The organism is Pseudomonas sp. P116, assembly GCF_020149425.1.
Classification (GTDB): Bacteria; Pseudomonadota; Gammaproteobacteria; order Pseudomonadales; family Pseudomonadaceae; genus Aquipseudomonas; species Aquipseudomonas anatoliensis.
Window position 1 is genome coordinate 256204 of record NZ_JACVHB010000010.1, and the last position, 15997, is coordinate 272200.

A 15997-nucleotide genomic window follows, 5' to 3' on the forward strand; every position below is an offset into this window, starting at 1 on the left:
CTGTTTAGCGAACTGGAGGCAGTGTGGAGGTAGTGGTGTAGGTGTCGACTTCAACGTACTCGACCGCATCCCGACGACGACCGCCGAAGATGGCTGCAAAGCTTGCGAAGAACGCACCGGCCAACAGCGCGACGAACATCCACAGCGAGGTCATGGCAGCGACTTTCGCAGCGGTGTCAGCGGCTTGCTGAGCTTTCAGCTTGGCGTCGGCAATGGCTTTCTGAGTGCGGGCATAGACTTCATCGACACGACGTTCGGCGTCGGCCTGACTCAGGTTGGTCCGTTGCGCAACCAGTTGGGCGAGGTAAGTGCGGTCTTCAGCGCTGAGCTGACCATTGGCCAGGCTCTGGGTGAAGATCCGCGCCACTGCGCCGTGTGCAGCGTCATCGCTGACGGACGCTGGGCGGTCATCGCGGAACAGGTTGTCGATGTAGTAACCGTACTGGTTGCTATCGGTATTGGCTGCAGCAGTGCCGGCCGCTTGGGTCATGGCGCTCGCTGCACCACCGGCAACACTGGCACCGGCCTGCACGCCGCCGCTGATCACGCTGCTGACCGAGCCAACAACCAGAATCGCGGTGACCAGAGTCGCCACACACCACGCCAGGAAACCATGGGCGGTGTCGCGGAAATACACTTCGTCACCGTGCATGTTCGCCCACTTCACCCGCAGGCGACCGGCGATGTAACCACCCAGCCCGGAAGCAATAATTTGCGTCAGCGCCAGCCAGACAATCGTTGAAATACCCAGGCCCTTGGCGCTCACGCCCTCCCCGGCCCACGGTGATAAGGCAGAGAAACCCAAACCAAAGCCCAGCAGCACCAGAATCATCGACAGTGCAGCGGCCGCCGCGGCACCTGCGAAGATCGCGCCCCAGGACACCCCTGAGACGTTGCTCGACTCTCCTTCGTAGGCAGCATAAAACCCATCAGAGGATCTATTCATTGTTGTAGTGCTCCAGGCATGAAAAATGGTGTTACAACTCGTCAGAAGAGGAATTGCAGCGACCGTGCCAGATGCGCGAATTTAATAAATCCTTTTATTTCAACACGTTAGAAAATCTGAACTTCTTAGGACGTTGCAAATTGCAACAAGTGGCTGAATTCGGTGGGTTTTATGCATTGGCCAAAAGACGATCACTTACGCTTGTAACTCTTGTTGCCACTGGGGGTAAGACAGTACACCCCACCCCGTGGCCCAGTGCAAAACGAACCCGTGCCACAGGCGCATCCATCGTCGCTTTGCAGCAGCGTTTGCGGTCGGCTCTGGCCCTGGTTGCCGTACATCGCCGCACAGCTTTTCTTCGAGCCACTGATAGAGCCGTCGTTGCACAGAAACAGGTCGCCGTCGCAGCGATCAATTCCACCTTTCTTGCCCGAGCACGGAGTATTGGCGGCGACTGCCGAAGCGCTGAGCAAGGCCAGCAGCACAGCGATAACAGGCATCCAGCCAAAGCGATTGAACATGCGCACGGAACCACTCCCTGTTGAGGTTATGGCCAGATGATATCAATGTTCCGGAAAATTAATCCTCGACCCCGCCCAATGGCAGCTACAACATGAAAGTTAATTTAAAGCGCCACGGAAATTTCTTGGCAAAATGCTGCCATTCCGTTTGAACCGATCAAGGCCAGCCCTATGACACGTATTTTGACCATCGAAGACGATGCCGTGACTGCCCGGGAAATTGTCGCCGAACTGAGCAGCCACGGCCTCGATGTGGATTGGGTCGACAATGGCCGCGAGGGCCTCGACCGTGCCGTGAGCGGCAACTACGACTTGATCACTCTCGATCGTATGTTGCCGGAGCTCGACGGCCTGGCCATCGTCACTACCCTGCGCACGATGGGCGTCGCTACGCCGATCCTGATGATCAGCGCCCTTTCCGATGTCGACGAGCGCGTGCGCGGCTTGCGCGCCGGTGGCGATGACTACCTGACCAAACCGTTCGCCACCGACGAAATGGCGGCGCGCGTCGAAGTCTTGCTGCGCCGGCAGAACAGCGGCGCTACTCAGGCCACCACGTTGCAGGTCGCCGATCTGCAGCTGGACCTGATCAGCCACGAGGCACGCCGCGCCGAACAAGTGCTGACGCTGCTGCCGACCGAGTACAAGTTGCTGGAATTCCTGATGCGCAACAGCGGCCAGATCCTCTCGCGAATGATGATTTTCGAAGAGGTCTGGGGCTATCACTTCGACCCCGGGACCAACCTGATCGACGTGCACATCGGCCGTTTGCGCAAGAAAATCGACGCGGCCGGCAATGTGCCGCTGATCCGCACGGTACGAGGCTCCGGTTATGTCATTGCCGAACCCGTCTGACGGTTGGCGTTCTTCCAGCAGCCGCCTGCTGGCGCTGTACAGTTCGCTGTTCGTGGCCTGGAGCGCGATCCTCATGGGGGTCATGTATTACGAGGTTTCCGGCTACCTCGACAACCTCGCCAAACATTCGCTGATGCAACGCCAGCATCTGTTTTCGCACTTTCGCGGTGAGCAACTGGAAGACGCCCTCGCCGCCAGCATGACCTTCGACATTCGCGGCATCGACGCCTACGGCCTGTTCGATGCCCAAGGCGTTTACCTCAGCGGCGCCTTGCAGCAGATCCCCGAAGGCTTGCCGCTCGATGGCAAGATTCACATGCTCGCTGAATGCGCCGACTCCGATGATCCGACCTTGCCCAGCGACAGCTGCGACGCCGTCGCGACCCAGACCCGCGACGGCCGCTGGCTGGTGTTGCTGCGCGATAACGGTTCGCTGTTCGCGGTGACGAAGATCATTTTGCATGCGTTGTTCTGGGGAGTGTCGCTGACGATTCTGCCGGGGATTGCCGGTTGGCACTTGCTGCGACGGCGACCGTTGCGGCGCATCCGGGCGATTCAGGCGAGTGCGCAGTCCATCGTGGCCGGGGACTTGACCCACCGTTTGCCGCTGTCCAATCGCCGCGATGAACTGGACATGCTCGCCGCCATCGTCAACGCCATGCTTGAGCGCATCGAGCGCTTGATGAACGAAGTCAAAGGCGTCTGCGACAACATCGCCCATGATTTGCGCACACCGCTGACCCGCTTGCGCGCGCAGCTGTATCGCATGCAACAGCAGGCCGGCGAAGGCTCGCAAGAAGCGGCGCAACTGGATCTGGTGTTGGCCGAGGCGGATACCCTGATGGCGCGGTTTCGCGGGTTGTTGCGGATTTCCGAACTGGAGGATCGTCAGCGCCGTTCCGGTTTTGTCGAGCTCGATCCGGTGTCGTTGCTGGAAGAACTGCACGAGTTTTATCTGCCACTGGCCGAGGAAGGCGAACTGCGCTTTGAGCTGAACATGCCGGAGACCTTGCCTGCGCTCAATGGTGATCGGGCGTTGTTGTTCGAGGCTTTGGCGAACCTGCTGAGCAATTCGATCAAATTCACGCCCGCCGGTGGCACGGTCATTTTGCGCGGGGTGAATGATGCCGGGCACACGCGAATCGAAGTGCACGACTCAGGGCCGGGTATTCCGGAGGCCGAGCGTGAAGCGGTGTTCCAGCGTTTCTATCGCGCCGAGGCCGGGCAACCGCAAGGCGGGTTTGGCCTGGGGCTGTCGATCGTGGCGGCGATTGTCAGCTTGCATGGTTTCAAACTGGCGGTGGGCAGCAGTGATGTGGGCGGAGCGAAACTGGTGCTGGATTGTCGGCAGAGTCTGATTTCACAGACTTGATCATTGGGCTCACTCCTACAGTTTTTTGGGTTGCCAGCACACTCTGCGAACAGCACAAAACCCTGTGGGAGCTGGCTTGCCAGCGATAGCGGTGGGTCAGTCGGTATGAATTTGACTGGTCTACCGCCATCGCTGGCAAGCCAGCTCCCACAGGTTTTATGTTGTGGCTATCAGGCCGGGTAGTTGGCGCGCAGCGCCTCTAGGCCACCTTGGTAAATGCCCTGGAACAGCGCCTCCACTTCCTCATCACTCACGCCTTTGGCGCTGAAGCGGCCCGACCAGGTGACTCGCGCGCCCTGCCCTTGGGCTTCAACCTTGATGGTTGCCAGATAGTCGGTGGCCGGGAACGGTGCCTGTTCAATCGAGTAGCTGTAGGTCTTCCCAGCGTTATCGAACGTTTGCAGTCGCTCGACCACCACCGCGCCATCGGCGGTTTTCAAGCTGCGCACACGCCCGCCATCGCTCAGTTCGCTGCTTGGAATAAACGGCAGCCAGTCCGGCAGCGTGTTGAAGCCGCCGATCAATTGCCAGACCTGATCGGCCGAAGCCGGAATATCGATTGTTGCTGATGCAGTTGCCATAAAAAACGTCTCTCTCAAGAAATTCAGATAGTCAGGCTGTCGACCACACCACCATCGACCCGCAGGGCGGCGCCGGTGGTGGCCGAGGACAGCGGCGAAGCGATGTACGTCACCAGATGCGCGACCTCTTCGACATCGGCCACGCGCTGGATGATCGAGGTCGGACGAGCCTTGCGCACAAAGGCGTCGGCTTCATCGCGCAGGTTGCGGCCGGACTCGGCGGCGGCATCCTTGAGCATCTCCTCCAGGCCATCGGTGAAGGTCGGCCCCGGCAGGATCGCATTGACCGTCACGCCGGTGCCAGCCAGACGTTTGGCCAAGCCGTGGGAGACCGCCAGATTGGCGCTTTTGGTCACGCCATAGTTGATCATGTCGGCCGGCGTCGCCACCCCGGATTCCGAAGACAGGAAGATCACTCGCCCCCAGCCCTGTTCGACCATCGCCGGCACATAATGCCGCGCCAGACGCACGCCGGAGATGACATTGACTTCATAGAAGCGCGTCCACTCGCTGTCCGGTGCGTCGAAGAAATCGACGTCATTGAAGATGCCGAGGTTGTTCACCAGAATGTCGGCTTTCGGTTCCGCGGCGAAGAGTTTTTCTGCACCTTGCGCCGTGCCCAGATCCGCGGTCAGACCGCGCAATTGTGCGCCCGGCACTTTCTGGCGAATGCTCGCCAGCGCCTGTTCGACCTTGGCCGTGTCGCGGCCGATCACCACCACCGTGGCGCCGGATTCGGCCAGCGACTGGCTGATGCCCAAGCCAATGCCAGCGGTGCTGCCGCTGACAATTGCCAGTTTCCCGCTCAGATCAATCTTCATGCTTTCACCTCATCGATTGGCAATGGTGCACGTTCGGACACCAGTTTCGCTTCACGCATGGCCTGCCAGAACCCCGCAGGAATTACCGCTGACAGTGCCGCGACATCTTCAGCAATCCGCCCCGGTTTGCTCGCCCCGGGAATCACTGCGGCGACCGCTGGATTGGCCAGAGAAAATTGCAGTGCTGCGGCTTTCACATCAACGTTATAAGCGGCAGCAATGCGTTTGATCTGCTCGACCTTGGCGATGACTTGAGGGCTGGCCTTCTGGTATTCGAAGTGCGCGCCGCCCGCCAGAATGCCCGAGCTGTAAGGCCCGCCGACGACGATTTCAACGTTTTGCGCCAACGCAGAATCCATCAAGCGTTGCAGCGCACGTTCGTGGTCGAGCAGCGTGTAGCGGCCGGCCAACAGGAAGCCATCCGGCTGCGCTTCGGTCAGGTCCAGCGTCAGTTCACACGGCTCGACCTTGTTCACGCCCAGGCCCCACCCCTTGATCACGCCTTCTTCGCGCAAACGGGTCAGCACTTTGAAGGCGCCGGTGCGGGCCTGATTGAAGTATTCCAGCCATTGATCGCCGTAGAAGTCTTGAGCGATGTCGTGGACCCAGACGATATCGAGGCGATCGGTTTGCAGACGTTTGAGGCTGTCTTCAATCGAGCGCAGGGTCGCGTCGGCGCTGTAGTCGTTGACGATCTTGTTCGGGCGACCGTGTTCGAACACCCCGCTCTTCTCGCCCAGGTCACGGGCGGCAGCGTCTTCGATTTCATCGAGAATGACCCGGCCTACCTTGGTGCTGAGCACATAGTCATCGCGGTTGTACTGTTTGAGTGCTTCACCCAAACGAATCTCCGACAGACCCGAGCCGTAAAATGGCGCGGTGTCGAAGTAACGCACGCCGGCCTCCCATGCGGCATGCACGGTGGCTAGCGCTTCTTCTTCGGGGATGGCGCGGAACATGTTGCCCAGTGGTGCGGTGCCGAAGCCCAGTTGGCCGGGCAGTTTGTCTTTCAAGCTCATTGGATTGTCCTCATTCGTTCGTGGTCTGCGTGACCGTTGAGCAAATCCTAGATTGCGACGACGAGACCGTCCAAGACATAATGCGCAGCACTTGAGTCCCCAGAGGTCTGACATGATCGACATTCGCCAATTGCGCTACTTCGTCGCCGTCGCCGAGGAAGAGCACGTCGGCCGTGCAGCGGAACGCCTGCATATTTCCCAGTCGCCACTGAGCCGACAAATCGCCCAGCTCGAAGAACGCCTCGGCCTGACGCTGTTCGAACGCAGCCAGCAGCGCATACGCCTGACCCGCGATGGCCAGACTTTTCTCGCTGAAACCCGTGCCCTGCTGACTCATGCCAATCGCCTCGAATCCCTCGGCAAACGTCTGGGCCGTGGCGAAGAAGGCGGCTTGTGCATCGGCTACATCGAGAACGCCATGCACGCCGGCGTCCTGCCCAACGCCTTGCGCGTGCTGCGGGTCGATCGGCCCAATGTGCATGTCGCGCTGTACAACTTGAGCTCCGCCGAGCAACTGGAAGGCCTGCGTCAGCGTAGTCTCGATATCGCCTTGGTGAGCGAACCGCCGACCGATGACGATCCGGATCTGCTCGGCTTTCAGGTGCTGGATGATCCGATGCTGCTGGCATTGCCGGAACAGCATCCACTGGCCCGCCAGACCACGCTGAACCCGTCGGATCTGGCCGATCAGGAATGGATCGGCGTGCAGCCGCGCCAGGATGCAAACGACGAGTTTGTCAGCGCGTGCATCCGCGCAGGCTTCACTCCGGATGTGCGCATGCAGGCCACCGAGCCGTTTACCGCGCTGGGGCTGGTGGCGTCGGGGCTGGGGATTGCGATGATTCAGAAGGGGCTGAGCCACAACGCGCCGCCGGGTGTGGTGCTGCGCGAAGTGCCGTGGCTGGCGTTTACCACACCGCTATGGGCGGCGTGGCACCGGATCAATTTGCGACCGTTGGTGGAGACCTTCCGGAAAGTCCTGACCCACCCCCTCCCGCAGGAATGATGGCACTCTCTGAAATCTCTGAATTTCCGGATTATCCGGATTCTCTGAATTCTCTGTAGGAGCTGCCGCAGGCTGCGATCTTTTGATTTTGCCTGTTAAAAACCAGATCAAAAGATCGCAGCCTGCGGCAGCTCCTACAGGGGGAATGTGTGGGTCAGGTTTTTTGCAGGTGGAGGTGGCCAGTGCTGTCGATCTTGACGCTAATTGCATCGTAGCGGGCCAACGTCGCGTGCGACGTTTCGAGCGGATGCTGGTGCGTCGTGGTGATGATCATCAGCGCTGCGCCGGCGGCTTCGGCGGCCTGGATGCCGACGGTAGCGTCTTCAAAGATCAGGCAGTCGCCGGGCTCAATTCCCAAGCGGCTGGCAGCCAGCAGGTAACCGGCGGGGTCCGGCTTGCCGGTCTGTACATTCTCGGCGGTGATCAACAATGCAGGCGCGGGAATGCCAGCCGCTGCCATCCGGCGCAAGGCCAGATCCCGCGGGGCCGACGTCACCATCGCCCAGCGCTCGGCGGGCAAGCTATTGAGAAAAGTCCTCGCGCCGGGAATCTCGACAACGCCTTCAACGTCTGCGATTTCCGCTTGCGCGATGAACGCCGCTTGCGCCTCCGCGTCCACACCCGGCAAGTTCAGACGTCGGATGGTGTCGATGGCACGTGCGCCATGAATGGTCGGCAAAAACGTCGCGACGTCCACGCCATGACGTACCGCCCACGCTGCCCAGACACGCTCGGCAGCTGCGATGGAGTTGAGGACGGTGCCGTCCATGTCGAACAGGAACGCGCCGAACGCGCGGTCGAAAACACTAGTGTGAGCGGACAAAAGGGTCGCATCCTCTGGCAATGGCAGGCAGGTTGGCCCGGCAATGTAGCACTTTGCCCGGCCGTTGCACCCTGCGTGTCAGTGCGCCAGCGGCGCCTTCGACTTCAACGCGCTGTCCACAGTGTCCAGTAATTGACCGATAGCCCAAGGCTTTTTGATGAAGGCCACCGGACGCTTGACCCCGGAGGTCTCCGGCGTTTCATAGCCAGACATCACCATCACCGGTTTTTCCGGCCAGCGATCGCCGACCAGATTGGCCAGATCGGCGCCATTAAGAATGCCGGGCATGGTGATGTCGGTCAGCAACAACGCCACTTGCTGTGCGTGCTGCTCAAGATAAATCGATGCCGCGTCGGCGCTGGCTTGCGGCTCGACCTTGAAACCTTCCTCCTGAAGAATTTCGCAGAGAAACTCCAGAATCAACGGATCATCCTCAACCACCAGAATCAATCCGTCAGGAAGGTGCGTGTCCGCCATCGGTGTTGGGCACATGGAACTGCACTCCCTGAATTGCATTAACGATTTAGCGGCTCAAATCCGCTGCTTATCTGGTATGAGCGGCGACTTTTGCAGAAATTCATTTTTGATACAGCTCTTTTCCGAAAGGTCGTATTTGGCTGTTCGCGACAGGCGTTCGCGATGACGTAATTATGGTTAAAATGCCGACCCTTTTGCTTGCCGACCCTGATCGATGAATCCTGAAGCCCTCGCCACCCTCCACGCCCATTTGTTGCCCGCGCTCGCGGCGGCGCCAAGCGAAACCCGTCGCCTGTTCCACGGGCGCGGGCGTTGCTGGCCGGGTCTGGAACAGCTGACCGTGGACTGGTTGCAAGGCGTGGTGCTGGTGTCGCTGTTCAAGGAGCCTGTCCCCGAGCAGCTTGACGACCTCAAGCGTTTGCTGCTGGATCTGACCGCTTCGGCGCAGTGGCAGCAATCCGGCGCGCATACCCTGTTGATCCAGCATCGCTATCTGCCTCAAAGCACTGCCGAATGGCTGCTGGGGGATGAGATCGACGAAATGACCATCGTCGAGGGCGGCTTGCAATACCGCGTCGATCTGGGCCGCAAGCAGAACACCGGGCTGTTTCTGGATATGCGTTACGGGCGCGATTGGGTACGCGAGCAGGCCAACGGCAAACGGGTGTTGAACCTGTTCGCCTACACCTGCGGCTTTTCCGTGGCGGCCATTGAAGGCGGCGCCAGCCATGTGGTCAATCTGGACATGTCCCGCGCGGCGTTGAGCCGCGGCCGCGACAATCATCGGCTGAACGGGCATGACCTGAGCAAGGTCAGCTTCCTGGGCCACGATTTGTTCAAGTCCTGGGGCAAGGTGATCAACAGCGGCCCGTATGACCTGGTGATCATCGACCCGCCATCGTTCCAGAAAGGCAGTTTCCTGCTGACCAAGGATTACCAGCGCGTGCTGCGCCGCCTGCCGGAACTGCTGACCGCGCAGGGCACTGTGCTGGCGTGCATGAATGATCCGGCGTTCGGCTCGGACTTTTTGATCGACGGGGTGACGCAAGAGGCGCCGAGTCTGCGCTTCGAGCAGCGCCTGGAAAACCCGCCGGAGTTTCCGGACATCGACGCCGAAAGCGGCCTCAAAGCCCTGATCTTCCAACGCACCTCCTGACACTACAAATATCCACTGTAGGAGCTGCCGCAGGCTGCGATCTTTTGATCTTGCGCCATAAAAACAAGATCAAAAGATCGCAGCCTTCGGCAGCTCCTACACGGGGTTATGTGTGCATTTGGCTGCCGAGTTCGCGGGCTACTTCCAACTGCTGCTTGGGATCGCGTAACTCAGACTCAGGCAACAACGTCGAACTCAGCACTGTCGCGCCGCTGTAATCGAAGATCCCGTGTTCGATCTGCGCCTTCATCGCCGCGCCGTAACCATGGCGCTCATAAGTACGCGCATCAGCCCCGGCGAGCTGAACCAGATGCACGCGCATGCGCTGAAGCAGCTTCACATGCTTTAGATCGCCACTGAAATCAAATGCCCAGCCGTTGCTGAACACTCGGTCGATCCACCCTTTGAGCAGCGCCGGCATCGACCACCAGTAAACCGGGTACACCAGCACCAAGGTGTCGGCGCGATCGATACGGGCCTGTTCCGCCAGGACATCAGCGGGCGGCCTGGCCTCGCGGTGATGCACGGCGAAATCCGCTGCGCCGAAGCGCGGTTCAAAACCTTCGGCGTAGAGATCGGCGATTTCAAAGGTGCTCTGCGGATCAGCCAGCGTCAGACCTTCGGCAATCTGTGTCGCCACGCCATGAGTCAATGAACGAGGATCGTGATGAGCGACAACGATCAATGTGTGCATGGGAAATCTCCAATTGGTGATTGTTGACCAAGTCTTATATACTCTTGGTAAGTTACGCTTCGTAAGTTACGTTTGGTATATAGCCATGTCAACCACAGAAATTCCCGATCCCAATTCCCCCGCCCAACCACGCCGACGCCTGTCCCGCGAAGACCGTCTGCGCCAGTTGCTCGACGTCGCCTGGCAAATTATTCGCGCCGAAGGCACCGACGCCCTGACCCTCGGCTATCTCGCCGAGCAGGCCGGTGTGACCAAACCCGTTGTCTATGACCACTTCGTCACCCGCGCAGGTTTGCTCGCTGCGCTGTATCGGGATTTCGATACGCGGCAGACGCTGGTCATGGACGCCGCCATCGCCGATTGCGATCCGACATTGACTGGCACCGCAACGGTGATCGCCACGGCGTACGTCGATTGCGTTCTGCTGCAAGGCAACGAGATTCCCGGGGTGATTGCTGCACTGGCCAGCACACCGGAACTGGAGAGGATCAAGCGCGAGTACGAGGCGATCTTCCTGGAAAAATGTCGCAGCGTCCTGTCGCTTTATGCCAACGGCGGGCAAATCACTCAAGCCGGTTTACGCGCAATGCTTGGCGCCGCTGAAGCGCTGTCCAACGCTGCCGCCAATGGCGAAATCAGCGCTGAACAAGCCAGTGATGAACTGTATGCAACCATCATGGCGATGGTCGGACGAGCCGTCGCGCGAGGGGCTAGCGGTACTTAAGAGCGCCCGCGCAGATTCTCACGATGGAGTTGCGCAGCGGCTTTGTTCGACCAGAGGTGCGTAGGCATAAGTGCTGTGAGCCCAGCCTGGAATGCCAATGACTGATCAGTGCACGGTCAGGCGCTGGCGGACAAATTCTTCGGTATGACGCGTGGTCTGGTCCAAATGCCGATCACGTTGCTTCTCGGCGTCGAGCATGGCGCGCTTGCTGTTCTTGTTCAGCAGATAAGTATGAATCTGCTGCACCTCCAGCGAACGGTAGATGGGCGTGGTATCGATAAATCCGCGCAGGCCGTTGCTGCGGTAATGCCGTGTACTCATCAGCACTTGCGTCTCGCGTTGGCCGATCACTTCAAAGCCCAGCGCCTCGAAATACGGGACCTTGCCGACGGTGCACGCCAGTTCGGCGTGGGGATAGCGCCCGACCATCTCGCCGATCATCGCCCGCGCCACACCCTGACGCCGATGCCCTTCACGCACCGCCATGTAGGCGACGCTGCACGCCTCCCAATCGCCCTGCACCGGCAGGTACAACAGGAAGCCGATCACCTGCTCCGGATCTTGCTCATCAGTTGCCACCAGCAACTCCACCTCGGTGCCCTTCTCGCCATTCAACGCTTCCAGATACAGATGCATTTCGTAGCCAACCGCGTACTGATAGACGTTGTACAACAGGTTGCTCGGGCCCAGGCCCACGGCGCTGATGTCGGTCAGGTAGTCGACGACCATCTGCAGAATCTGGCTGTTGACGCCCTCGGGGCAAGGGGTTTTGTAGTGGGTGATGCGGTGCATGGCGGCTGAACTCCGGCGGAAAACCGCGACATCATAACCTGTCACAGCACTTGCCTCTGTAGGAGCTGCCGAAGGCTGCGATCTTTTGACCTTGCTGTTGATTGTAAAAACCCAAAGTCAAAAGATCGTCCGATCGCGGCCCGAGCCTGCCGCAGCTCCTACAGGGAGGGTCACCCGGGTCACTTGATCCGGTAATGAAAGGTATTGCGCACCGCTGGCACCGACACCGCGACACCCTCGACGATCCGCGGCTGATAACGGAAGGTTTGCGCCGCCGCCAATGACGGGCGAATGAAAAGTGGATGGCAGCCGTCCAGCACCTTGGGATGCTCGACCCGGCCTTGCGGGTTGACCGTGTATTCCACGGAGCAATCACCCTCGATGTTTTTATCCAGCGCCCGCTCCGGATACTCCGGCGCATCTTTGCTCAGCGGTAGATACTGACGGCTGTCGGCGAGTGCCTGCTGGCGTGCGCGTTCGGCCTGTTGTGCCTGTTGCTGAGCCTGATTGGCTTGTTGCTGTGCGGCTTGCTGTTGTGCCAGGCGTTGCTGCGTGGCGGCGTCTGCCCGCTTGCGCTCCTCGGTTTGCTGGCGCTGTTGCTCGGCTTGTTGCTCGCGTTTGCGCTCCTCCACTCGCTTGCGTGCGAGTGCCGCTTGTTCGACTTTTGGCGCCTGAGGTTGCGGCTCGGCCAGTGGTTTCACCGGCTCGACCGGCGCCGCGACAACCGGCTCGGCAATCGCAGCCGGCGTCGGTTCAGGCGCAGGCGCAGGCGCAGGCGCAGGCGGCTGGACCGGGGGTGCGACCATCACCAGTTGCGTGGTCAACACCCGAGGTGGTTTGACCTCGGGTGCCGACGGCGACCAGGTGTTGATCAACAGCGCCAGCACCCCGGCATGCAACGCCAGCGCCAGCGTCGCCGCGAGGCTGTGTTGCCAGAAGTCGTGGTGCGGCTTCGGCGCTGCAAGGGTTGGAGGATTGTGCATGATCATCGCCGTCATTGCGGGGCCTCGGTCACCAGCCCGAGATTGCTGACACCGCCCTGCTGCAACGCGGCCATGGCGGCAACGACGCTGCCATAACCGGCGTCCTTGTCGGCGCGGATATACACCTGCGTATCCGGGCGCTGCGCGACAATCTGCTCGACCTTGGCGCGCATTTCGTCGAGGACCACGGCGCTATCGGTCTGATGCTGCGTATCGAGTTCCCCGCCCAGATTCCAGAAATAGCCGCCGCCGGCCTTCACCGACAGCGTCAGAATCTGCTGGCGGGTGTCGGTGGCCAAGGCTTCGCTGGCGATCTTCGGCAGCTCGACTTTCACCCCTTGAGTCAGCATCGGCGCGGTCACCATGAAAATCACCAGCAGCACCAACATCACATCGATGTAAGGCACCACGTTCATTTCAGCCTTGGGCCCATGCTTGCGTTGTGGCCTGACTAGCATCGTGGTTCTCCTGTTCAGGCCGCAGCGGCGAGGTTCATCGGCGTGCCGTGCAACTGGCGATGCAGCCGCACTTGCAGCTCGTTGCCGAAGGCGTAGTAACGCGTCAGCAGCATCTGGCTACGCGCCGCAAAGCGGTTGTAGGCAATGACTGCCGGGATCGCCGCAAACAGGCCGATGGCCGTGGCAATCAGTGCTTCGGCGATGCCCGGGGCGACGGTCGACAGTGTCGCCTGCTGCACCTGAGACAAGCCGAGGAATGAATTCATGATCCCCCACACGGTGCCGAACAAACCGATGTAAGGGCTGACCGAGCCGACGGTGGCAAGAAACTGCAAACCCTTTTCCAGTTGCAGCTCCTGTTCGCTGATGGCGACATGCAGCGCTCGCTCGACACCTTCCTGCACCGCATCGGCCTGGCTGCCGGGGTGCTGATTGAGATGCCGAAACTCGGCGAATCCGGCGTTGAAGATCGGTTCGATACCGGCCTCGGGTTCTTGCACCTGGGCGGTTTCGCGGTACAGCGGCAACAGCTCGGGCGCCAGGCGAAAGCGCTGGATAAACCCGTTCAACTGGCGGTCGCGCCGTTGCAGCACGCGGCTGCGCTGGATGATCAAGTACCAACTGAGCACCGATGCCAGCAACAGGGTCAGCATCACGGCTTTGACCAACAGGCTGGCGTCGCTGATCAGCCCCCAGATTGTCATGTGTTCGAGCGTGGCCTGCATGGTGAAACTCCTTGTGGGCAATGGCCGGGGTTGCCGAGGCAACGACCGTGCCGCTATTCGATGAAAAAGTGATGACCGATTGATGACGGATCAGGGCAACTTCAGGGCGTTGGTCACCTCGGCCCACGGCACGAACTTGAAGTTCTGGCTTTGCTCGGGCATGCGCTTGCGGCCGTCTTGCACCACCAACAGGCCCTGGCTCCAAGGCCCGCCGAGGTTGACTGAGGTCACCTCCAGGCCATCGGTTTCCGACGCCCCGTCAATCCCCGCCGCCGCGTTGAGCCCGACCCGAAATGCGCCGTGAACGGCAAATGGCGGCTCGGCGTCCAGCACCAGATAACTGTCATTGCCTTGGCTGGACACCACCAGATAGTCCCGCGCCTGGCTCTGATACAGCGCCAGACCTTCGACGTCGGCGTGCAGCGGCCCACCCACCTTGATCACGCTGGTGAGGGTCGCCGGCTGCTCGGCGCGGGCGTCCACCGCCCAGACTCCGACGTCTTCTTCGCCAATAAAAAGACGTTGACGCTGATCATCGGCGACGCAGCCCTCGGGCTGGCTGTCGACCTTGAAGCGGCGTACCAATTCGCCCTGCACCGTGCCGTTCGGGGCGCCGAGGCGGTATTGCAGAAAGGTGCCGTCCTTGTCGTTGGCAATGGCGTAAATCTCGCCGCTGGCCGGCTGAAAGAGGCACAGGCCGTAGATGTCTTTCAATGGCGTCGGCACTTCGCCAATGTCGCGCAACTCGCCGCTGTTGCGGTCGATGGCGAACAGGCTGAGGCTGTTGTGATCGCGATGGCTGGCCACCGCGAGGTCCACCGTCTGCGCGCCCAATTTGAAATTGGGCCGCACATCGACGTTGTTCAGGCGACCGACCGGCAACTCCTGCACTTGCTTGCCTTGCAGGTCATACACCATCAGGCCCTGTTTTTTATTGGTGCCAAGCACGCGACTCAGGGATGGCTGCCGCGGATGCACCCAGATCGCCGGGTCGTCCGCAGCATCGCCCTGCCGTGCGACCGGATCGCTCTGCGCTTGCGCCGCGATATTTGGCAGCTTCGGCGGCAACGCCACCGGCGTGGCTTGCCAGTCAAGATTGCCCTGGTAGACGCGGCCATCGTCATCGTCGCGGATCAACACTTGCAGGCCTTTGGCGGTGTTGCGCACGGCCAGGTTTTCCGGCTCTTTCAAATCTGCCAACGGCAACGTCGCTTGCGCCGTCCAGCCCTCGCCCTGTTGCTGGTAGAGGTGCAACTGCGCCGCTTTCGGATCGAGCCCGATGACGCCGCCAGGCACCAGCGCCATGGCACCGGCCTCGTCCTTGATCTGACCGAACGGCTCGCGCAGCGCCACCGGCGAGCGTTTTACCTCGGCTTCGGCAGCCGCCGGGTACGCCCACCAGCCGACGTTCTCTTCGTTGACCACCAGTTGCTCGGCGGCATCGTCGACCTGGCAAAACTGCGCCGATGGCGGCAGTGGCAAACCCCGCACCCGTTGCGCCTGAGCATTGAGCGTGACGCCGTTGCCCACCAGCCATTGCTCCCCCTTGCCCTCCTCGCCGACCAGAAACACAAACAGGTTATCGGCGCTGTCGCGGTACAGGCACACGCCGTATACCGCGAAGTCTCGGGTCGGCAGATACAGCGGCGCACCCCATTGCCGCAGCGCCGGATCGAGGCCGACCACCAACGCTCGCTGACTGGCGTTGTCCAGGCTGGCAACCCACACGTGACGCTCGTCAGCGCGGCTGTCGAGCCCGCTGAAGGAACCGGGCAAACGCGCCCGTTGCGCGCCCTGGCCATCAAGCAACAGCAAGCCTTCAGCGGCACTAATTCCAAGGCGCGCATCACCGGGCAAAAAACCCAGCGCTTCAAATTTCAACTTGGGCGCCCACGGCGTGAGTGCCAGGCTCGGCGTGGCGGCCAGCGTCTGGCTGGCGGTCAGGGCGATCAGGGCGCCGAGCAGCCAGTGTTTGTGTCGCAAAGAAATACTCATGAACCGGCAGAATCCTTGTCGTGCGTGGATCGACGGCGGCACCCGGCCG

18 protein-coding genes are annotated in these 15997 nt (G+C 60.7%); 5 read left to right on the plus strand and 13 right to left on the minus strand.

Annotated elements, in window-relative coordinates:
- Positions 1-4: 4 nt before the first annotated feature.
- Positions 5-946 carry a hypothetical protein gene (locus ICA15_RS27720; RefSeq protein ID WP_210555090.1) on the minus strand — a complete coding sequence of 314 codons (942 nt, stop codon included), beginning with the start codon at positions 944-946 and terminating at the stop codon, positions 5-7.
- 191 nt (positions 947-1137) lie between these two features.
- Entirely contained in the window at positions 1138-1467 is a 330-nt protein-coding gene (locus tag ICA15_RS27725; protein WP_155401188.1) for a hypothetical protein, read from the minus strand.
- Positions 1468-1638: 171 nt separating this feature from the next.
- Between ICA15_RS27725 and ICA15_RS27730 the strand changes: the two genes are divergently transcribed.
- Positions 1639-2322 carry a response regulator transcription factor gene (locus ICA15_RS27730; protein ID WP_042559723.1) on the plus strand — a complete coding sequence of 228 codons (684 nt, stop codon included), beginning with the start codon at positions 1639-1641 and terminating at the stop codon, positions 2320-2322.
- Complete coding sequence (locus ICA15_RS27735; RefSeq protein ID WP_150616463.1) at positions 2300-3694, plus strand: sensor histidine kinase; 1395 nt, start codon at positions 2300-2302, stop codon at positions 3692-3694. Before ICA15_RS27730 ends, ICA15_RS27735 begins: the two co-directional genes overlap by 23 nt.
- A 170-nt stretch (positions 3695-3864) precedes the next feature.
- Here ICA15_RS27735 and ICA15_RS27740 read toward each other — a convergent pair whose 3' ends face one another.
- The 3 genes from ICA15_RS27740 to ICA15_RS27750 are packed head-to-tail and all read right to left on the minus strand — an operon-like array spanning position 3865 to position 6115.
- Entirely contained in the window at positions 3865-4275 is a 411-nt protein-coding gene (locus ICA15_RS27740) for an SRPBCC family protein (protein ID WP_210555089.1), read from the minus strand.
- A gap of 23 nt (positions 4276-4298) precedes the next feature.
- Positions 4299-5096, minus strand: coding sequence for an SDR family NAD(P)-dependent oxidoreductase (locus ICA15_RS27745; protein ID WP_150616465.1), 798 nt, complete (start codon positions 5094-5096; stop codon positions 4299-4301).
- On the minus strand, positions 5093-6115 hold the full coding sequence (locus ICA15_RS27750; RefSeq protein ID WP_210555088.1) for an aldo/keto reductase: 1023 nt from the start codon (positions 6113-6115) through the stop codon (positions 5093-5095). The genes ICA15_RS27745 and ICA15_RS27750 overlap by 4 nt, the downstream gene beginning before the upstream one ends.
- 112 nt (positions 6116-6227) lie before the next feature.
- Between ICA15_RS27750 and ICA15_RS27755 the strand changes: the two genes are divergently transcribed.
- Positions 6228-7121 carry a LysR substrate-binding domain-containing protein gene (locus tag ICA15_RS27755; protein WP_210555087.1) on the plus strand — a complete coding sequence of 298 codons (894 nt, stop codon included), beginning with the start codon at positions 6228-6230 and terminating at the stop codon, positions 7119-7121.
- Positions 7122-7275: 154 nt separating this feature from the next.
- Here ICA15_RS27755 and ICA15_RS27760 read toward each other — a convergent pair whose 3' ends face one another.
- Positions 7276-7944, minus strand: a complete 669-nt coding sequence (locus ICA15_RS27760; protein ID WP_210555086.1) for an HAD-IA family hydrolase — start codon at positions 7942-7944, stop codon at positions 7276-7278.
- A 78-nt stretch (positions 7945-8022) separates the two neighbouring features.
- Positions 8023-8436, minus strand: a complete 414-nt coding sequence (locus ICA15_RS27765) for a response regulator (protein WP_150604556.1) — start codon at positions 8434-8436, stop codon at positions 8023-8025.
- Positions 8437-8635: 199 nt separating this feature from the next.
- Between ICA15_RS27765 and ICA15_RS27770 the strand changes: the two genes are divergently transcribed.
- Complete coding sequence (locus ICA15_RS27770; protein ID WP_210555085.1) at positions 8636-9577, plus strand: class I SAM-dependent methyltransferase; 942 nt, start codon at positions 8636-8638, stop codon at positions 9575-9577.
- A 106-nt stretch (positions 9578-9683) separates the two neighbouring features.
- Here ICA15_RS27770 and ICA15_RS27775 read toward each other — a convergent pair whose 3' ends face one another.
- On the minus strand, positions 9684-10271 hold the full coding sequence (locus ICA15_RS27775) for an NAD(P)H-dependent oxidoreductase (protein WP_150616470.1): 588 nt from the start codon (positions 10269-10271) through the stop codon (positions 9684-9686).
- Positions 10272-10356: 85 nt separating this feature from the next.
- Between ICA15_RS27775 and ICA15_RS27780 the strand changes: the two genes are divergently transcribed.
- Positions 10357-10995, plus strand: coding sequence for a TetR/AcrR family transcriptional regulator (locus ICA15_RS27780; RefSeq protein WP_210555084.1), 639 nt, complete (start codon positions 10357-10359; stop codon positions 10993-10995).
- A 105-nt stretch (positions 10996-11100) separates the two neighbouring features.
- Here ICA15_RS27780 and ICA15_RS27785 read toward each other — a convergent pair whose 3' ends face one another.
- The 5 genes from ICA15_RS27785 to ICA15_RS27805 all read right to left on the minus strand — a co-directional run bounded on the left by ICA15_RS27785 (position 11101) and on the right by ICA15_RS27805 (position 15948).
- A complete protein-coding gene (locus tag ICA15_RS27785) occupies positions 11101-11787 on the minus strand; it encodes a GNAT family N-acetyltransferase (RefSeq protein WP_210555083.1) in 687 nt (228 codons plus the stop codon).
- Positions 11788-11966: 179 nt separating this feature from the next.
- Positions 11967-12785 carry an energy transducer TonB gene (locus ICA15_RS27790; RefSeq protein ID WP_210555082.1) on the minus strand — a complete coding sequence of 273 codons (819 nt, stop codon included), beginning with the start codon at positions 12783-12785 and terminating at the stop codon, positions 11967-11969.
- Entirely contained in the window at positions 12782-13228 is a 447-nt protein-coding gene (tolR, locus tag ICA15_RS27795; RefSeq protein ID WP_150616474.1) for a protein TolR, read from the minus strand. The genes ICA15_RS27790 and tolR overlap by 4 nt, the downstream gene beginning before the upstream one ends.
- Before the next feature lie 14 nt (positions 13229-13242).
- Entirely contained in the window at positions 13243-13953 is a 711-nt protein-coding gene (gene tolQ, locus ICA15_RS27800; RefSeq protein ID WP_150595556.1) for a protein TolQ, read from the minus strand.
- A 90-nt stretch (positions 13954-14043) separates the two neighbouring features.
- On the minus strand, positions 14044-15948 hold the full coding sequence (locus tag ICA15_RS27805; RefSeq protein ID WP_210555081.1) for a phytase: 1905 nt from the start codon (positions 15946-15948) through the stop codon (positions 14044-14046).
- Positions 15949-15997 lie beyond the last annotated feature (49 nt).